Genomic DNA, 17,371 nt, shown 5'->3' with positions numbered 1-17,371 from the left:
GGCTGTGTAAAAAGGAGTGTGGTTTACTGGTGAGCGTATGCTCATAAAAATAATAAGGTGCAATATGATCAAAACTTTCTTTAAACCTCTAAGTGTGATTTTGATATCACTCATGTTTGTTGGGTGTGGCTCATCCGATAAAGATAACGACCAAAAAGAATATGAGGGCCCTTTGCCTGTTTTATTTATTCACGGAACTTCAGGTTCGGCCTCTCAATTTCAATCCCAAGCTCAGCGCTTTTTAGCTAATGGCTATAGTAAAGAGCTATTATATGCGTGGGAATATGATTCAGGCCCACTGGCTGATGCTAGTGTTAACCTTGATTCGAGTGAATATCTCACATTTCTTTTTGATACAACGACTGGTGAAGGCGGATTTAATGATCAAATCGAGACCCAAATTGATGAAATATTAGAGGCAACGGGTGCTAGTCAAATTAATTTGATGGGTCATTCATTAGGGACAATAGTTAGCCATATGTTTTTAAGTAGAGCCAATCAAGAAGGTCGAGTTTATAAATATGTCAATCTGGATGGATACAATGGTAGGGATTCAGCGTCTCCGTTTGGAGGTATTGAAACTTTAGCGCTTTGGGCACGCGCAAACAGTGATACTGCTTTAGTTGATGAGGCTAATGGGGTAGACGATTACGATTTAAACCAAGCCCACATAGAAATTGCTACCTCGGCTACCTCGTTTGCCAAAATCTATGAGTTCTTTAATGGTGTCGCACCCGAAACAACGGATATTCTGGATGCAGAAACTGAGACAGTCACCATCGCCGGTAAAGCGAATATTTTCCCTGATAACGTAGGCGCTGAAGACACCACATTATTTATCTACGAAATTAACGCAGATACAGCGGCTCGAATTTCACAAACGCCTATTAACACAGATGGTTTTGGTATTAGCAGTGATGGAAGCTGGGGCCCGGTAGAAATCAGCAAAGGTGCTGCTTTTGAGTTTGTACTAGAGCATGGTACGCAAGAGAATGCTGATCATTATTTTTATCTAGAGCCTTTCTATGCCGATGATTATTTTGTACGTTTAAATACAGGCCGAGTAGGCGAAGGGTTTTCTGAAGATTTAACAGGAAATGCTAATCACAGTAACTTGGTCATTGTCCGAGATCGCGAATTTTGGGCCAATGTTGATGGTGGCAATGATGTATTAATGGTAAATAGTGAAAATGTGTTTGCTCAAAACGAATTGGCTATGGACGGAGAAGGCCTGAGTGCTGGAGCTCAATCTCGCCGTTTAAGTTCCCTGTTTCTGAGTGATCAAGACGAAAGCGGTGATAGCAGCTATGAAAATATTGACGATGTGACTAGCGTAAGTTTCATAGCCGGTATGGACTTCTTTATTGATGCGACTACGGCAGACACTATTGAAATTCAGTTAACCCCTCGAGGCGACAGTGGTTTAACCCAAACCATTAATGTGCCTAACAGGGCTTCTGATGAAGTACGGATTATATCCGTACAGTTTAGGGACTATGTACAATCTCGAAACGAATAAATAATCACCAAAAAGGGCTCTAAAAGGAGCCCTTTTTTCAAGTGAACCTTTCTTTTTAATCTTATAATGTATTTCAATTGTCGGTTTACATAATAATATTATTTGAGCCGTAGACTTAAGCTGAATAAAACATAAATTGACATTTTGTGCCAAAAATTAAATACTGCCAATATGTCAGAGCAAGCAACCATTCCAACTAGCTTCATAGCCGTATTACAGCGCTATATTGAGCAACGCCAACTTATAGTCCCAGAGTTATCGAAACGATTGGCACATTTTCAGGCGCAGCCAAAAATGGCGAATTGTGAATACGACCAGTTATTACATGAACTGCAGGCCATAGACCCAATACCCGCTTTTGGAGTGATACTTGGCCAAATTGTTCAGCCCAAAGATTTTGGTATTGTGGGTTATTTACTTACAGCGTGCAGTACGCTTGGCCAAGCACTTACCCGTTATGGCCACTTTCAAACACTGGTGTTATCAGAGTTAAGTACTCAAGTGGATGTGAGTAGCGGAGTGATCCGTCATCGATGGCACTTACATGATGTAGATACACAACTTTCAGCTGAGTTTGGAGTGTCTATGTTTATTAATCTTTATCAAAGTTTAATTGGAAAAAAGATAGCGCCTATCAAAGTTGGTTTACCCTTTAAACCCCCTGAAAATCCACAACTTTATGAGTCGTTATTTGGTTGCCCAGTTGAGTTTAATGCAGAATGCTTAATGGCTGATGTGCCTGCGAACGTCATGTGGATGACCATAACCAGTAGTGACCCTTACATGCGTAAAATTTTCGATGGTCAAGCTGAGGCTATGTTAAAAGCAGAAGTGGAGAAATCTTCTGATACATTTGGTGTGTTTTTTGAGAACCTACAGCAACAAATTTTAATGGCCATGAAAGATGGTGATACCTCTGCCAAAACCGTTGCGAAACAAATGGGCTACTCTACACGCAGTTTCTATCGGATTTTAGAGGAGGCAGGTTACAGTTATCGTAGTGTGATTTCTGGATTACGACGTCGCCTCGCAAAAAAATATTTGTCAGATGAGTCATTAAGTTATTCAGATATTGCTATGTTGCTCGGGTATTCCGAGCAAAGTGCGTTTACACGCGCATTTAAAGATTGGATGGGTATGACTCCCGGTGAATACAGGAAAAATATTAAATCCCAATAAATATTCAGAATGAAACATATTTTATTTTGTATTAAAAATAAACTGCTGGGTTTTAGCACCGGCTAGCATGGCCGCGACAAAAATAAATACTTCCTGATAGCCGTAAACCAATGAGGCAATAGCTGGGCCCGGGCAATAGCCAACTATCGCCCAGCCAATGCCAAATAATGCAGAGCCGATCACTAAATTTTTGTCGATATCTTTGCCCGCTGGTAATGAAAACCCAACTGCAAAAATAGGTTTGCCTTGTTTGTTTAATAAATATTGAAAGCCCGGTACTGCTATTAATAGGGCACCCATCATTACAAACATTAAACTTGGGTCCCAGTTTAATAAATCTAAGAATCCTTGAACCCGTTCAGGATTGTTCATATCAGAAGCCGCAAGGCCAGCGCCAAATAAAATGCCAGCGATTAACGCGATGATTTTTTCCATGTTAAATACTCCAATCTAAAATATGACGAAACACAAACATGCTTAAAATCGCAAACACCATAAAGGTTAATGTAGCGGTAATAGATCGAGGAGAAAACCGAGAGAGCCCGCAAATACCATGGCCACTCGTGCAGCCATTACCCATGGCGGTACCAAATCCTACTAATAAGCCGCCTATGATTAACAAGGGTAATTTTGTGTCAGGAGCAGGGGGGAAGGCTTGACCACTGATTTGATGATACAAAAAAGTACCGATCAATAATCCAGCTAAAAACATTAAGCGCCAAACTTGAGTAGAAACAGGGGCCGCCAGCAATGAAAATGCAATGCCGCAAATACCTGCAATACGGCCAATGCCTGAAAATAGTACTAAAGCCGAGAGGCCAATTAGTGCGCCACCGCCTAAAACATGAATATATGAAACAGACTCAAACATGATGTTATCTATATAGAAAAAAGTATGGGTATTTTAGCGAAAGGTAATATAAAGGCCGAATATCATTAACTTCTAATATTAGAAGTTAATGATATAAGCAGGGGCTAATCTAAATCTTGTTCTTTTTGATGTTTGCGTACAGCCCAGTCCCAGCCACCCATGTGGTTCCACTGGTTGACGATTAAAGCAAATAATTCAGCTGTTTTTTGAGTGTCATATAACGCGCTGTGAGCCGCTTTGTTATCAAAGTCGATACCAGCTAGCATGCAAGAGCGAGCTAAAACCGTATGACCTAAGGCTAAACCCGCTAGTGTAGCGGTATCAAAACCGGAAAACGGATGAAATGGATTACGCTTTATATCGTTGCGTTCAACCGCAGCATTGATGAAGCCTAAGTCAAAATGAGCATTGTGACCTACAAGAATGGCACGTTTGCAGCCTTTTATTTTGATGGCTTTGCGGATGGTTTTAAACATGTCGTTTAAAGCGTCGGCTTCGTGTTCGTCTTCACGGTTTGGATCAAAAGGGTCGATACCAGTGAAATCTAAAGCGCTTTGTTCGATATTTGCGCCATCGAAGGGTTTAATTTTAGCGGACATTTCAGGTCCGGGGGTCATTAGGCCTTTTTCATCCATATCCATGATGACCATGGCCACTTCTAATAAAGCGTCGGTTTGGGCATTAAATCCAGCGGTTTCAACATCCACCACCACAGGTAAGTAGCCTCTAAAACGACTGGCCATTGGATTACTATGAAAATCTGCCACGGATTCCCTTAATGTTCAGATTAAAAACCAAGATTGTACCTTAAGCCTTATCAGTTACCTAGGCTTACAGGACGAAACCAGATTCATATATACCGACTAACCCTCTGATATATGCTAAAAATGGCTCAAGTATGCCGTATTTTTGCCGATAACCTTTGCAAGTCTCTTCATATGTTTTGGTGGGTTTAATTGCCTGTGTTTAGGTTGACAGCATTTAGTTTGATGATCATATCGACTCTTTGTCATGGGTTGACGTTTCAAGCTTCGGTTGAAGAAACTGAATGGCGACTCTCGCCCTCGATCTTTGAATGCGAGATGGTACAACCCATTCCCCATTATGGCGAAGCTGTGTTTTATCATGAAGCCGGTGAAGACCTCATGTTTCATCTAAAAACTAAAAAAAATCTCATGGGGAAAGGCCAAGCGGCTTTGCATATTGAGCCACCCATTTGGGGGCCAAGCCGATTTGCTGAAGACTTAGGCTTAGTAGCGGTAATGCAAACCAGTAAACCTGTGAAAGTAGAGCCAAATCGTGCTAACCATATGATGCAAGCACTGATTCAAGGCATGCAGCCCACCTTCACTCGCAAAGCCAGATATGATGATAATGAGCCAATTCGCATTTCAGTATCAGCGGCAAACTTTAATAGTTTTTATCAGGATTATTTAGGCTGTGTTTCGGGATTGTTACCGGTTAACTTTCGCCAAGTAGCAAAAAGTAAGGTTCAATTTAAAGGGGGTGGGGATTATTTAGACGCTCCCTCAAAAAAGAAGCTGGACCTAATAATTTTGTATGTCAAAGCCGACCCCAGTATTAAAGCGCTTTACATTGATGGGCATAGTGATTCCTCTGGTCGACGTTACAATAATCGCCGTTTATCTGAGCAGCGAGCAGTCAAGGTGACTGAGTACATGGTAAAAAAAGGGCTAGACCCTGAAATGTTTACCACACGGTATCACGGTGAGCGTTACCCTGTAGCCTCAAATGAAACACGAGCAGGTAGAGTTTTAAACCGCCGTGTAACCATTCGCCTTGAAAAAGAAGACGAAGATATGGAAGAAGAATTTTAACTTGCCTTTCAGTACATCTTACTCATAATAACTGTTTTTATATACAGTATGGTAACTTGCCTTGCGACAAGTCCTTCATGTTGATTGTGATTGCTTTTTTGCTGCAGTGGAAATGCGTGATCAACCTCAGTTTCGTCATGTACCCTTGGCTATTGGTGGCTCGTCTGATCGACGGGGTGTGATTTCTACGTGTAATTATATAGCTCGAAAATTTGGTGTACGTTCGGCTATGGCATCCGCTCAAGCGAAAAAGCTGTGTCCGGATTTGGTCCTGATTCCTGGCAATATGCAAAAGTATCGTGATGTTTCTAGGCAAGTAATGGCCATCCTAGAGCAATACGCATTGCAAATGGAAGTGGTTTCCGTTGATGAAGCCTATCTTGAAATAGCACCTACCAGTAATGGCTCAAAAGTGGCTCAGCAAATAAGGCAGCACATTGAAGATGAGATTGGTATTACCGTGTCGGTGGGTATTGCTCCAAATAAATTTTTAGCCAAAGTAGCCAGTGATTGGCGAAAACCCAATGGTCAGTTTTCGGTTTTACCAAGTGAAGTGGATGGGTTTGTTAGTGTATTAGAGGTGAAGAAAATCCCAGGGGTTGGGCCAAAAAGTGCGGAAAAACTACACGATATGGGGATTTACACTTGCGGTCATATTAGGCAAATCCCCCACGATCAATTATTAAAACGTTTTGGTAAATTCGGGCGACTCTTGATTGAACGCTCAAAAGGGGAAGACAAGCGAAACTTAAGCCAAAGTCGATTAAGGAAGTCCATCAGTATTGAGCGAACATTTCCACAAGATTTAACTTCAAAAGAGGAAATAGAAGCAGCTCTTGAGGCCATGTGGCCCATGTTTCTAGAGCGTGTTGAGCGGGCAGGGCTAATCCTAGAAAGTTTAGCGCCGTTTGTTAAGGTAAAGTTTGCGGACTTTAACGTCACTACTCTTGCCAAGCAAAGCTCCCAAGTAAATTTAAAAACCTATTTAAAATTGATTATTCAAGCCAGTGAAAGGGATCAGCAAGCTATTCGTTTATTGGGGATTGGCGCTAAGTTGTTGCAACCTAGCGCCCAATTAAGTTTGTTTGAGTAATTAAGGGGTAACGATGTTGAATCGACCTACTGGGTTATCGAGCATGCCAAAAAATGAGACCAAATCTAACTTGCTGCCATCAATGCTTAAGTCATCGCTAAATAGTGTATCTTTGATACCGGCTTCGCCAATAATAATCTTCACAAAGAGATCTTTAGTTAACGTTAATGTGGCGTCTGCAGGCGTGTGAGCCTCAACAGCCTTATGGTGAAAAACAGAGTTGTTCACTGTTAATAAGTAGCTTTCATTTAAATCACTGAAGGTGATTTTAATGCGTGTGTTTACACCTTCGGCTTTTTTATCAATTAAGCGTACGGACATACTGTCGAAGAAAAATGAAACAGGGGTTTCTTCGAGGACTTCTTTCATCATCGCGGGGCTGATTCCTTGCTCAGGTGCACCGTGGCGTAATTCATAAGCACCGGTTAAGTAAAAATCACGCCAAGGTGCGGATTCTGCCTGATAACCTAATTGGTCATACACCTTAGCTAATAGACCTTTGGCTTGAGCATTTGTTGGTTGTGCAAATACCGCATGATTCATTAATTCTGCAAGCCAGCGGTACGTCTTGATGCTTTCTTCAACGGATTGATTACTGGCGGCTTCAAACTCGGATTGAGCTTTTGCTAAAACGGCCTCTACTCCGCCCATCATATCAATGTAACGTATGGCAGCTTGTGTCTCGGGTAGTGGGTCTAGCTTAGCTGGGTTACCTGTATACCAGCCTTGGTAGAACTGATAGACCGCTTTTGCATTGTGCTTCACGGTGCCGTAATACCCTTGGTTATGGAACGCTTTGTTTAGTGCTTCTGGCAATACTAAATTTTCAGCAATTTCATTTGGAGTGAAACCTTGATTCAGCATACGAACACTTTGATCGTGAATAAATTTATAAGTGTCTCGCTGTACGGCTAAATATTCTTTGATGTTGTCTTTACCCCACATAGGCCAATGATGACTGGCAAAATACACGTCGGCATCGGCGAATTTAGTGCGGGCTTCATCAATGAATCCGCTCCAAATACGCGCGTCACGTACTTTAGCGCCACGTAATGTATAAAGGTTGTGAAGGTTGTTACTGAGTAATTCAGCACCACAGAAAGCTTTATGATTTGGCAGATAAAAAGTGAATTCAGCAGGGGCCTCAGAACCTGAAACCGTTTGGAAAATCATGGGTATGCCATCAATGGTTAATTCTGTACCGGTTTTTGATATTAAATCGGTAGGGGTTTGGATACCAAATGTACCAAACGCAGGGCCTTTACCTAAACCTGTTCCCACATGGCCGCGCTCATTTCGGGCTAATTGCTTGCCGTACATGTACATAGCGCGACGAACCATGGCAGTACCGGCTATGATATTTTCGCTGGTGGCTTCTTCTTCGAATCCTTCTGGGGCAATTATTCTAAGGTTTTGTTTTTCGTTTTCACTTAGGTGTTTGAGGATGCCTTGTACGCCACCAAAGTGATCAATGTGACTATGAGTAAATAAAATGGCTTTTATTGGTTTTTTGCCAAGATGTTGTTGGGCGAATAAAAAGGCATTGCTGGCGGTTTCACGGGAAGTTAACGGGTCGACTAAAATCCAGCCATTATCACTTTCAATAATGCTCATGTTGGCTAGATCGAAACCGCGCAATTGATACACGCCATCGGTAACTTTGAATAAACCGTTTATATTGTTTAAAGCCGCTTGACGCCAAAGGCTAGGGTTAACCGATGGGGGCGCGTTTTCTCCGTTTTCATCAATAAATGCATACTCTGTCATATCCCAAACTGTGCCACTTTTTAGATGGGGGACTACCATGTTTTCTTGCTGAGCAATTAAGCCTTTTCTGGCGTTCTTAAAATCAGTTGTATTGGTAAAAGGACGCTTTTTGATAAATGCCTTATTGGCATTGGCCGTGGCGGCAGTAGGTGCGGTGTGACCTTGCTCGTCAGCATTATGCTCCCATTGGGGATGTGAGTCACAACCACTCAATAAGCTGATGGCCACTAGGTAGGTGGTGCCAAATGCGAGAATTTTAAGCATAGTCCTTCCAAAATCCTGTGGGTTATATTTAGTTTAGTTATGTTTATAATATATACGATTAGAGTAATGACTCTAATATGTCATGGGGTAATACAAAAGTAAAGTTGAGGGCAATGAGCTCATAGGGCGGTTAGTAATATGTTGCGGCCAGTGTTCTATTGTTTTGTTAGAAAGAGCCACTTGCAGGTGGTGATCTCATTAAATTAATGACTCATCTAACCACTAACTGCGTAATAGCGGGGTCAAAAGATATGATTTTTGCGGAATAGTCTCCGCTAAGGCTATTCACTGTAACAATTACAATGGAACTTGCGCTATATCTTTACGAATTAATTTCGTTATTTTCTTCAAATCTACTTCTTCGTGATGCATTCACTCCCACAACTCAAGTAAGATGCTTGGTCTGGGTGTAATAGTGAGTTGATTCGGTGTGATTGTTTTCCTCCTGTATATTTATTAGTCATTACTATACTGAATTAATATTGTGACGTAAGTTTGTTTTTGTTGGTGCATACTGCCCGCGTACTTTGCAGTGATTGGGTTTGCTGATCAGTAGTTTTAAGTATTAATACACATCTTTTAAGGAATATTCATGCGCTCTATGGGTTCAGACTTTGACCCAAACCGATCAATCGATTGGTCTGTGATTAAACAAATTTGGCCATACCTGACTGAGTTTAAGCATCGAGTATTTCTAGCTATTATTTGTTTGGTATTAGCCAAAGTGGCCAGTGTGGGTATGCCGTTTGTTTTAAAGCAAGTGGTGGATAGCCTTGATACCCAAATGAATGGCGTTGCCGAGCTAATTGTGGTGCCCATTGCATTGGTCGTAGCATATGGGTTGATACGATTAAGCAGCGTAATATTAGGCGAAATACGCGATACCTTGTTTGGTCGAGTGACCGAGCGTGCCATGCGTCGCATTGGTTTAAGCGTGTTTAAGCACCTTCATGCATTGGATTTATCATTTCATCTTTCAAGGCGTACTGGTGGTTTGTCCCGTGACATTGAACGCGGTACAAGCGGCATCAGTTTTTTAATGCGCTTCTTGGTATTTAACATTGTCCCGACCTTCCTTGAGCTGTTTTTTGTTATGGGGATTCTATGGCAACAGTATCGGTTTGAATTTGCCCTCATAGTGTTTGCTTCTGTGGTGTCTTATGTGTGGTTTTCGAAAAAAACCACGGATTGGCGTACTCAGTTTATTCGCGAAGCAAATCAGGCCGATAGTCAATCTAATAGTCGGGCGGTAGATAGCCTATTAAACTTTGAAACAGTGAAATATTTTACCAATGAGCAGTATGAATCAAAATTATACGATGAAGACCTTGCCAAATGGGAAACGGCTAAACGTAAAAATCGCTTAACTTTGTTCATGTTAAACGCAGGACAAGCGTTAATTATTTCGGCTTCCATGACAGCCATGCTGATGCTGGCGGCTTTTGAAGTCAGTGAAGGGCGCATGACAATTGGCGATTTTGTTTTAGTGAATGCATTTATGATGCAAATTTTCATGCCGCTAAATTTTTTAGGGTTCGTGTATCGTGAAATTAAAAGCTCAATGACAAATATCGAAAAAATGTTTTCCTTGTTAAACGTGATTCCTAAAGTGGCAGATCCAACAGATGCCAAAGAGCTTAGTGTTAGCAAAGGCTTAATTGAATTTAATCACGTGAGTTTCTCTTATGATGATAGAAAAATCATTGACGATATAAGCTTTACTGTACTGCCTGGTGAAAAAGTGGCATTAGTGGGCAGTAGTGGTGCTGGTAAATCCACAATAGGCAAATTACTGTTTCGCTTTTACGACGTAGCAAACGGTGAAATACGAATAGATGGGCAAAATATACAACAGCACACCCAACAAAGTTTGCGTAATGCCATTGGTGTGGTGCCTCAAGACACGGTTTTGTTTAATACCACACTATTAGAAAATGTCCGCTATGGTCGACCCGAAGCTTGCGATGAAGAAGTAAAACAAGCCATTAAATTGGCTCACTTAGAAACCTTTGTTTCTCGTTTAGAAAAAGGCTACGACACAGAGGTAGGCGAGCGTGGTTTGAAATTATCAGGGGGTGAAAAGCAACGTGTGGCCATTGCTCGTACCATATTAAAGCAACCTAATATCTTATTATTTGATGAGGCTACTAGCTCGCTAGATAGCTATTCAGAAAAAGCTGTATTAGATGCCATTAACGAAGTTTCTCAAGGCAAGAGTTCGGTGGTTATTGCTCACCGTTTATCCACGATAGTTAACGCTGATCGCATACTGGTGTTAGAACAAGGCAAAATCGTTGAACAGGGCAATCACCTTGCGCTTATGGCACGCAAGGGTCGTTATGCTGAGTTATGGGCTATGCAACAACATAACAGTAGTGATAAACCATGACCTTATTATTGATTGATGCCATGAATCTCATTAGGCGAATTTATGCGGCACAACCGCAAAATGGAGACGCCATAGAACAAACTTTATTGTTAAGCCAAAACGCCATATTAAAAGATATTGAAAAAGTCGGTGCGAGCCATGTGGCATGTGTGTTTGATGGTAAAGGCCCAACATGGCGACACAGCTTATACCCAGCATATAAAGCGGACAGAAAGCCCATGCCAGAAGAGCTAGCAGGTGCGCTTGAAAACTATATGGCGCATTTTAAAGGCCTTGGTATTGCCTCCATGGTATTTGATGAATACGAAGCGGATGATGTCATAGCGACTTTGGCAGTAAAAACCAGCTTAAAGGGCGGGCAGGTGACAATTGTATCCACAGATAAAGGGTTTATGCAGATTGCGGATCAACGTATACGCTTATACCACCACTTCGATAAGCGTTTTTTAAATGAAGACGACGTACAGCAACAGCTGGGACTGCAGCCCCATCAATTAGTGGACTTTTTAAGTTTGGTAGGTGATACCACCAACCATGTACCGGGTATTGCTGGTATCGGTCCAAAAACAGCAGGGCAATTATTGGATGAGTACGGAGATTTAGATCAAATACTGATTCATAGTGAAAGTATAAAAGGCAAAGTGGGTAATAGCCTACAGCAAGATTACCGAGTGGCGCTGTTAGCGAGGATTCTCGTACGCTTAAAAACAGATTGCCACTTAGAGCTTAATTTACAAAACTTAAGATACCGTCCACTGGTATAGATGCATTGCAACCCTGCCTAGCAACAGGGATAATCACAATAGTTTTAAACTTAGGATGTAACCATGGCTTGGATTAAAGCATTTTTAAGCTTTTTAGTGGCCCTAATGATTATTTTAATGGGTATCATATTAACCGTACGCAATAGCGATATGGTCAGTGTGAATTTAGAACTATGGCAAAGCCCACAAATGTCACTGGGCATTTTAATGGTTGTATGCATTTTAATTGGTGCCTTGTTAGGTATGTTTATTAATAGCCTTTGGCTGGTGAAAGTCACACGTCGCAGTCAAAAGCTGCAAAAGCAATTGGATCAGTCCATTAAACGTTTAGAGCAATTACAGTAATCATCTATGGATCTACAATTGTTAGGTATTCTGGTATTGGCGATAGCCTTAGGCTGGATACTGGGCCGTCAAGAAGGCCGAAAAAAATCCAATAATCAAGCATTTCCTAGTTTAGACATGCTTGCGGGGGATCGTCAGTCTGAAACCATGCAAGCCATATTAAGCATGGCGGAGCGTGAAGAAGCCCTTGACCTGCAACTGAGCCTAGGCACGTTTTATCGTCGTCGAGGTGAAATTGATAAAGCTATATCCATACATCAAAGCTTATTTGCTCGCCCTGATCTGGATAAAAAACTTTCCGCCGAAATTCAGCTAGCATTAGCCTCTGATTACCTCAATGCGGGGTTATTAGACCGAGCTGAGCGTCTATTGAAAGAATTGCTAAAAGCCAATACTCATTTGAAGTCAAAAGTGCTGACTCAACTAATTACCTTATACGAAGAAGAACAGGACTGGCAAAGCATCCTAGAGCTTGCTCATGAAGCTAAGCACTTGAAAAAAAATAAAGCCATAGCGTATGCCTGTTGCGAACTAGCGGATGATGCCATGAACCAGCAAAATTGGCGCGATGCTAATCGCTATATTCAACGAGCCTTAAAGTTAGATGCTCGCTGTGTTCGCGCATTATTGCTAGAAGCAAACCTAGCTGAAAAAGAAGGTATCCCTAATAAAATGCTGGCAAGCATAAAAGAAGCGTTGAGTTATGACCCAAGTTTACTCGCAGTAGTTTTGCCACAGCTTAAAACCTTGTTCGAGCAAAGGCATCGCCCGCAAGAGTTAGAGCGCCTACTGGAACAAGAATGGCAAGATCACCCAATGCCCCTGAGCTTACACAGCTACGTACAACACATAGCAACACATCAGGGGTTAGACCAAGCAATTGAAAAATTAACCGAATGCATTGTACAGGTGCCCACCTACGAAGGCTTCAGCTTATTATTGGATAACTTAATTGAAAAAGGCGAAGCATTATCGTTGGACTATGTGAAAAATCTTAAACACATTATGTTGCAACTTCAGCAATCAACCGATGATTATATCTGCCGCCAATGTGGTTTTGATGCAGATCAGCATCACTGGCGTTGCCCAAGTTGTAAAGAGTGGGAAACCTTTATCCCTAAATTGGCTTATATCCATAACAATAAATTGAAGCCGCAGCCCAAAGTAAGGATTCAAAATGTCTGATAAGTCCATTGTTGTGGCACTTGATTTTGATAATCGCAAGCAAACACTCGAATTAGTCGAACGCTTAGACCCAAGTCGATGCCGCTTAAAAATAGGTAAAGAACTGTTTACCTGTGAAGGCCCGCAATTGGTAGAAACCATACAAGCAAAAGGTTTTGATGTCTTTTTAGATTTAAAATTTCACGACATCCCAAATACCTGCGCCAAAGCAGTAGCAGCGGCCGCAAATTTAGGGGTATGGATGGTTAACGTACACGCCAGTGGCGGCGAAAAAATGATGAGCGCCGCCCGCGAAGCGCTAGATAAGTTTCAGCAAAAGCCATTACTGATCGGTGTAACAGTGTTAACCAGCATGGAACAAAGCGACCTTGCTGGTATTGGTTTAGATATAGAACCACAGCAACAAGTTAAGCGTCTTGCTCAACTTACCAAGAAAAGCGGCTTAGATGGTGTTGTATGTTCGGCGCAAGAAGCAGTTATGTTAAAGCAACTGTGCGGAAACGATTTCAAATTGGTGACCCCAGGCATACGCCCAAGTTTTGCTGCTGTAGGTGATCAAAAACGCATCATGACCCCTAAACAAGCCGTGGAGGCCGGTGTGGATTACATGGTAATAGGCCGACCAATCACTCAAGCCAGTGACCCAATTGAAGCGCTCACCATGATAGAGCAAGAATTACGAAGCTAATTCATGCTAATGACTGACAGCTAAAAACGTCTATAAAATAGATTACAACACTGTGAGAAATATCTTACGCAAAGGCGTGTTCCTCCTTGATAGGGTTAAGACTCTCAAGGAGGATACAACATGAAATCACTTAAAACCCTTGCTCAATTATCCACACTCACACTGTCCTTAATGGCGCTCTCGCTACCCAACTATGCTCAAGAGCAGGCAGCCACTATACAAGCCAGCACATCTCAGGTGGCTAGCCCCATCAATATTAACCAAGCCAGTGCAGAAGAGCTGGCCAGCTTAACTTTAGTTGGTGAGAAGAAAGCTCAAGAAATAGTAAAAGACCGAGAATTAAACGGGCCATTTGGCAGCATTGAAGAACTAACCCGAGTAAAAGGAATAGGGGACAGCACAATTGAGCGAAATCGAAGCCGCTTGTTAGTTGCTCAATAGTAACTAACTAAACTGTCCAATAAGCCCAGATTCATCTGGGTTTATTTTTGCCTACAAGAAAAAGGCAATAAACCACTAGATTTAGTAAAGCGCTGTAACTGTTTGATAAATACACAAAACTCGCTAAGTGCTTGCAAAATATGAAAAAAATTTCAAAAAGGTGATTGACTTGGGCATTAAGTTATATAAAATGCGCATCTCGCTTGGCAAGGGTGATTAGCTCAGCTGGGAGAGCACCTCCCTTACAAGGAGGGGGTCGGCAGTTCGATCCTGTCATCACCCACCAATTTCTCTTAGAGAAAAGTTTGTTAAGCGAGTAGATACTTAGGTATCAATCTGGACTGGTAGTTCAGTTGGTTAGAATACCGGCCTGTCACGCCGGGGGTCGCGAGTTCGAGTCTCGTCCAGTCCGCCAACTTTAGCTTTAGTAAAAAGCTCATCAAATCTTGATGTAAACTAGATGCATTTAATTGGGTGATTAGCTCAGCTGGGAGAGCACCTCCCTTACAAGGAGGGGGTCGGCAGTTCGATCCTGTCATCACCCACCAATCTTCCCAAAGATTGGCGATGTCTGTTTGACATCAATATAAAGTGGACTGGTAGTTCAGTTGGTTAGAATACCGGCCTGTCACGCCGGGGGTCGCGAGTTCGAGTCTCGTCCAGTCCGCCACTTTATTTTTAAATGCAAAAAACACGAAAGTGTTTGGTTTTGGGTGATTAGCTCAGCTGGGAGAGCACCTCCCTTACAAGGAGGGGGTCGGCAGTTCGATCCTGTCATCACCCACCAATTTTACTTGTTATAAGTAATTCTAATGCGGACTGGTAGTTCAGTTGGTTAGAATACCGGCCTGTCACGCCGGGGGTCGCGAGTTCGAGTCTCGTCCAGTCCGCCATTCATACTTTTCCCATTGCCTTTCTGGCACATCATCTTAAACAGTTATATCTTCACTATTAGTAAATCTTAAACTTTCTAATGGGCTAGTTGTGCCTGCAAAATGTTGGCCGATCACATGCGTGTATATTTGAGTGGTTGTCACATCTTTATGGCCTAATAATTCCTGTATGGTTCTAATATCCCTACCACTGTGTAAAAGCTCAGTGGCAAAAGAATGCCTAAATGTATGGCAACCAATTTTCTTATTAAACAAGCCTGCTTTATTAACGGCTTTTGATAATGCTTTTCTAGGAACGGAATCATGCAGGTGATGACGACAAGTGATACCTGTATAAGGGTGTTGGCATAACGTAGTTGAAGGGAAAAGATACATCCATGCTGGTTGCTTATATGCACTTGGATATTTTTTACCAAGCATATGAGGTAGGGAAGGGCCAGCTTGATTTTTATTATCTTCTTTTTGTAATACTAAACTTGTCTGTATTTGTGCCTTAATCGCTGGGATCAGTGAGTGGCTGAGAATTGTGACCCTATCTTTATTATCTTTCCCGTTGCGAACAGTCATTGAGCCTTGTTCAAGGTTAATATCTTGCACCCTAAGGCGTAAGCATTCCGTGATTCTTAATCCAGACCCATACAAAATTGAAAATATTAACCTATTTCGACAATTGAGCATGGTTAATATTTGGATACTTCTGATTGAGATAATACGATGGGTAATCGGCGACCTTGTTTGGCGTATTGAAACTCTAAATCACCAAAAGGTTGCCTAAGTATCTGATTGTATAATAAAGCCAGTGCATTCAATGCCGTTTTTTGTGTGTTAATAGCTACATTACGAGAATTAGCCAAATAAGAAAGAAACCCCTTTACATGTTCGGCCCCTAACTCAGCTGGATGCTTCCTGCCATGGTAGCGGATGTAGTGCTTAATCCAACCGATGTATGTTTTTTCTGTGCGAATGCTGTAGCCACGCATTCTCATTGTTTGGCGAATTTGATTCAAAAATGGGCTTTTAGACATGATCATTCCTTGCAGTAATAATACTGTATAAATAAACAGTATATTTTCAATAAATCAAGGAATCCATGCGTGTTTTTACATTCAAATATGAAAATAGTGCGTGTTTTTACTGGTGCCCTGAATTTAAATCGTGCAATATCAACGACTTATAAAAATTAATCCTGAGATTGCGAGAACCCGCAATTAGGGTAATACCGCGCATGCGCGTTTTTCCTGAGAAGCCGAAACGGAATTTGGTCTACAGCCCAGTAATGGCGAGTCTTCCAAGCGATTTTCCCTTCAAAATCAGAACTGCAAAAACGCGCATGCGCACGATTAAAATGTTAGTAATTAATTATGAATCAAGAAGAAAAAGACAAAGATAGAATTGTTCAATTAAAATATTACGCCGTTTTTTCTCTATTAGGGCTTCTCTTGTTGAAGGTCATGGATGTTCTTACTTGGAAGAAGTTAGGAGTTATAATTATAGTTCTTGGAGTACTCGTTTATTTAATTCATTTATTAAATAAATGGGCTGCTAAAAGAATGGAGGTGCGTACCGAGTATGTTAATTATGTAAACTCCAAACAAGAGAATGTCAAAAAGGCAATGGACGGATTAAACGAGCTAATGGTTGCACAAGAACCTAGCCTAACTGTTAATCCAGATATTTGGTATGACTTAAATGAAAGTCTAATACGATATGTTGTAGATTATATGAACAACACAGAAGGTGACCCTTGGGATAAGTCAGACCTAGTAGTACTATTTTTAACGGAAGTCGCCCCGAAACTAGATAAAATTATTCGCTCAGATAAACAAGAAGAGTTAATTAAAGAATTCACAGAACAGCTAAATACTAACAAACCTATGTACGGGATTAACCCGTAATAGGGGCGTTATAAGCTTAAAAGGCCAATTTATGTGTAGAAGTACTATCTTATGTTTGTTTATTTCTATTATCGGGGGGGGTGCTTACATCCCAACCATCAATTAATAGCAGAATAATTCAAAAAAAAATAATTTAGACACCCATTATAGCGGCATTAAATATTTGCGGATCGCGTAAATATCTAAATTGTTATTTGAGGTGAGTTTGGATGGCTAAAAAACGCGAACAGATTGAATTTA

17 protein-coding genes and 6 tRNA genes are annotated in these 17,371 nt (G+C 41.4%); 17 read left to right on the top strand and 6 right to left on the bottom strand.

What is annotated here, in order from left to right:
* Positions 1-64: 64 nt before the first annotated feature.
* Together ABWV45_RS05350 and ABWV45_RS05345 are read left to right on the top strand one after the other, a co-directional pair.
* A complete protein-coding gene (locus ABWV45_RS05350) occupies positions 65-1,519 on the top strand; it encodes a PGAP1-like alpha/beta domain-containing protein (protein WP_353349445.1) in 1,455 nt (484 codons plus the stop codon).
* A gap of 171 nt (positions 1,520-1,690) precedes the next feature.
* Entirely contained in the window at positions 1,691-2,698 is a 1,008-nt protein-coding gene (locus tag ABWV45_RS05345) for an AraC family transcriptional regulator (protein ID WP_353349443.1), read from the top strand.
* 21 nt (positions 2,699-2,719) lie between these two features.
* Here the strand turns inward: ABWV45_RS05345 and ABWV45_RS05340 are convergent, their stop codons facing one another.
* The 3 genes from ABWV45_RS05340 to rnt form a co-directional block, all read right to left on the bottom strand.
* On the bottom strand, positions 2,720-3,133 hold the full coding sequence (locus ABWV45_RS05340) for a DUF6691 family protein (protein ID WP_353349441.1): 414 nt from the start codon (positions 3,131-3,133) through the stop codon (positions 2,720-2,722).
* Position 3,134: 1 nt separating this feature from the next.
* Entirely contained in the window at positions 3,135-3,569 is a 435-nt protein-coding gene (locus ABWV45_RS05335; protein WP_353349438.1) for a YeeE/YedE family protein, read from the bottom strand.
* Between the two features lie 104 nt (positions 3,570-3,673).
* Positions 3,674-4,312 (bottom strand): ribonuclease T, encoded by a 639-nt coding sequence (gene rnt, locus ABWV45_RS05330; RefSeq protein ID WP_353349910.1) that lies wholly within the window; start codon positions 4,310-4,312, stop codon positions 3,674-3,676.
* 246 nt (positions 4,313-4,558) lie between these two features.
* Between rnt and ABWV45_RS05325 the strand changes: the two genes are divergently transcribed.
* Both ABWV45_RS05325 and dinB read left to right on the top strand, forming a co-directional pair.
* Positions 4,559-5,407: a flagellar protein MotY gene (locus ABWV45_RS05325; protein WP_353349908.1), complete on the top strand. Its 849-nt coding sequence runs from the start codon at positions 4,559-4,561 to the stop codon at positions 5,405-5,407.
* 61 nt (positions 5,408-5,468) lie between these two features.
* Entirely contained in the window at positions 5,469-6,500 is a 1,032-nt protein-coding gene (gene dinB, locus ABWV45_RS05320; protein ID WP_353349436.1) for a DNA polymerase IV, read from the top strand.
* On the opposite strand, the gene ABWV45_RS05315 is transcribed toward dinB, so the two are convergent.
* Positions 6,501-8,531, bottom strand: a complete 2,031-nt coding sequence (locus tag ABWV45_RS05315; RefSeq protein WP_353349434.1) for an alkyl/aryl-sulfatase — start codon at positions 8,529-8,531, stop codon at positions 6,501-6,503. It abuts the gene before it with no gap.
* 592 nt (positions 8,532-9,123) lie between these two features.
* Here ABWV45_RS05315 and ABWV45_RS05310 point away from each other — a divergent pair.
* From ABWV45_RS05310 to ABWV45_RS05255, 12 genes are all read left to right on the top strand, one after another.
* Complete coding sequence (locus tag ABWV45_RS05310) at positions 9,124-10,920, top strand: ABCB family ABC transporter ATP-binding protein/permease (protein WP_353349432.1); 1,797 nt, start codon at positions 9,124-9,126, stop codon at positions 10,918-10,920.
* Complete coding sequence (xni, locus tag ABWV45_RS05305; protein WP_353349430.1) at positions 10,917-11,684, top strand: flap endonuclease Xni; 768 nt, start codon at positions 10,917-10,919, stop codon at positions 11,682-11,684. The genes ABWV45_RS05310 and xni overlap by 4 nt, the downstream gene beginning before the upstream one ends.
* A gap of 63 nt (positions 11,685-11,747) precedes the next feature.
* Positions 11,748-12,029, top strand: a complete 282-nt coding sequence (locus tag ABWV45_RS05300) for a LapA family protein (protein ID WP_353349428.1) — start codon at positions 11,748-11,750, stop codon at positions 12,027-12,029.
* Positions 12,030-12,035: 6 nt separating this feature from the next.
* Positions 12,036-13,214 carry a tetratricopeptide repeat protein gene (locus ABWV45_RS05295; protein ID WP_353349426.1) on the top strand — a complete coding sequence of 393 codons (1,179 nt, stop codon included), beginning with the start codon at positions 12,036-12,038 and terminating at the stop codon, positions 13,212-13,214.
* Positions 13,207-13,902: an orotidine-5'-phosphate decarboxylase gene (gene pyrF, locus ABWV45_RS05290; protein ID WP_353349424.1), complete on the top strand. Its 696-nt coding sequence runs from the start codon at positions 13,207-13,209 to the stop codon at positions 13,900-13,902. Before ABWV45_RS05295 ends, pyrF begins: the two co-directional genes overlap by 8 nt.
* Positions 13,903-14,022: 120 nt before the next feature.
* Positions 14,023-14,343, top strand: a complete 321-nt coding sequence (locus ABWV45_RS05285) for a ComEA family DNA-binding protein (RefSeq protein WP_353349422.1) — start codon at positions 14,023-14,025, stop codon at positions 14,341-14,343.
* Positions 14,344-14,553: 210 nt separating this feature from the next.
* Positions 14,554-14,629, top strand: a tRNA-Val gene (locus ABWV45_RS05280).
* A 52-nt stretch (positions 14,630-14,681) separates the two neighbouring features.
* A tRNA-Asp gene (locus tag ABWV45_RS05275) sits at positions 14,682-14,758 on the top strand.
* A 57-nt stretch (positions 14,759-14,815) separates the two neighbouring features.
* Positions 14,816-14,891, top strand: a tRNA-Val gene (locus ABWV45_RS05270).
* Between the two features lie 45 nt (positions 14,892-14,936).
* Positions 14,937-15,013, top strand: a tRNA-Asp gene (locus ABWV45_RS05265).
* Between the two features lie 41 nt (positions 15,014-15,054).
* Positions 15,055-15,130: transfer RNA gene (locus ABWV45_RS05260), tRNA-Val, on the top strand.
* Positions 15,131-15,159: 29 nt separating this feature from the next.
* Positions 15,160-15,236, top strand: a tRNA-Asp gene (locus tag ABWV45_RS05255).
* A gap of 36 nt (positions 15,237-15,272) precedes the next feature.
* Here ABWV45_RS05255 and ABWV45_RS05250 read toward each other — a convergent pair.
* Together ABWV45_RS05250 and ABWV45_RS05245 are read right to left on the bottom strand one after the other, a co-directional pair.
* Positions 15,273-15,914, bottom strand: a complete 642-nt coding sequence (locus ABWV45_RS05250; protein ID WP_353349420.1) for a tyrosine-type recombinase/integrase — start codon at positions 15,912-15,914, stop codon at positions 15,273-15,275.
* Between the two features lie 2 nt (positions 15,915-15,916).
* Positions 15,917-16,261: a site-specific integrase gene (locus tag ABWV45_RS05245; protein ID WP_353349418.1), complete on the bottom strand. Its 345-nt coding sequence runs from the start codon at positions 16,259-16,261 to the stop codon at positions 15,917-15,919.
* A 336-nt stretch (positions 16,262-16,597) separates the two neighbouring features.
* Here ABWV45_RS05245 and ABWV45_RS05240 point away from each other — a divergent pair, with 336 nt between their 5' ends.
* Positions 16,598-17,131: a hypothetical protein gene (locus tag ABWV45_RS05240; RefSeq protein ID WP_353349416.1), complete on the top strand. Its 534-nt coding sequence runs from the start codon at positions 16,598-16,600 to the stop codon at positions 17,129-17,131.
* Positions 17,132-17,371: the final 240 nt, after the last annotated feature.

It is taken from the genome of Oceaniserpentilla sp. 4NH20-0058 (genome assembly GCF_040371755.1).
Classification (GTDB): Bacteria; Pseudomonadota; Gammaproteobacteria; order Pseudomonadales; family Oceanobacteraceae; genus Bermanella.
Note: the sequence above shows the minus strand (reverse complement) of the source record. Positions and strands in the feature narration are given on the sequence as shown.

Bases quoted from the DNA above. Each gene is read 5' to 3' on its own strand.
- ABWV45_RS05295 (WP_353349426.1), top strand. From the start codon at position 12,036: ATGGATCTACAATTGTTAGGTATTCTGGTATTGGCGATAGCCTTAGGC.
- ABWV45_RS05325 (WP_353349908.1), top strand. From the start codon at position 4,559: ATGATCATATCGACTCTTTGTCATGGGTTGACGTTTCAAGCTTCGGTT.
- ABWV45_RS05335 (WP_353349438.1), bottom strand. From the start codon at position 3,569: ATGTTTGAGTCTGTTTCATATATTCATGTTTTAGGCGGTGGCGCACTA.
- ABWV45_RS05245 (WP_353349418.1), bottom strand. From the start codon at position 16,261: ATGTCTAAAAGCCCATTTTTGAATCAAATTCGCCAAACAATGAGAATG.
- ABWV45_RS05340 (WP_353349441.1), bottom strand. From the start codon at position 3,133: ATGGAAAAAATCATCGCGTTAATCGCTGGCATTTTATTTGGCGCTGGC.
- xni (WP_353349430.1), top strand. From the start codon at position 10,917: ATGACCTTATTATTGATTGATGCCATGAATCTCATTAGGCGAATTTAT.
- ABWV45_RS05250 (WP_353349420.1), bottom strand. From the start codon at position 15,914: ATGCTCAATTGTCGAAATAGGTTAATATTTTCAATTTTGTATGGGTCT.
- rnt (WP_353349910.1), bottom strand. From the start codon at position 4,312: ATGGCCAGTCGTTTTAGAGGCTACTTACCTGTGGTGGTGGATGTTGAA.
- pyrF (WP_353349424.1), top strand. From the start codon at position 13,207: ATGTCTGATAAGTCCATTGTTGTGGCACTTGATTTTGATAATCGCAAG.
- ABWV45_RS05350 (WP_353349445.1), top strand. From the start codon at position 65: ATGATCAAAACTTTCTTTAAACCTCTAAGTGTGATTTTGATATCACTC.
- ABWV45_RS05285 (WP_353349422.1), top strand. From the start codon at position 14,023: ATGAAATCACTTAAAACCCTTGCTCAATTATCCACACTCACACTGTCC.
- ABWV45_RS05310 (WP_353349432.1), top strand. From the start codon at position 9,124: ATGCGCTCTATGGGTTCAGACTTTGACCCAAACCGATCAATCGATTGG.
- ABWV45_RS05345 (WP_353349443.1), top strand. From the start codon at position 1,691: ATGTCAGAGCAAGCAACCATTCCAACTAGCTTCATAGCCGTATTACAG.
- ABWV45_RS05315 (WP_353349434.1), bottom strand. From the start codon at position 8,531: ATGCTTAAAATTCTCGCATTTGGCACCACCTACCTAGTGGCCATCAGC.
- ABWV45_RS05300 (WP_353349428.1), top strand. From the start codon at position 11,748: ATGGCTTGGATTAAAGCATTTTTAAGCTTTTTAGTGGCCCTAATGATT.
- ABWV45_RS05240 (WP_353349416.1), top strand. From the start codon at position 16,598: ATGAATCAAGAAGAAAAAGACAAAGATAGAATTGTTCAATTAAAATAT.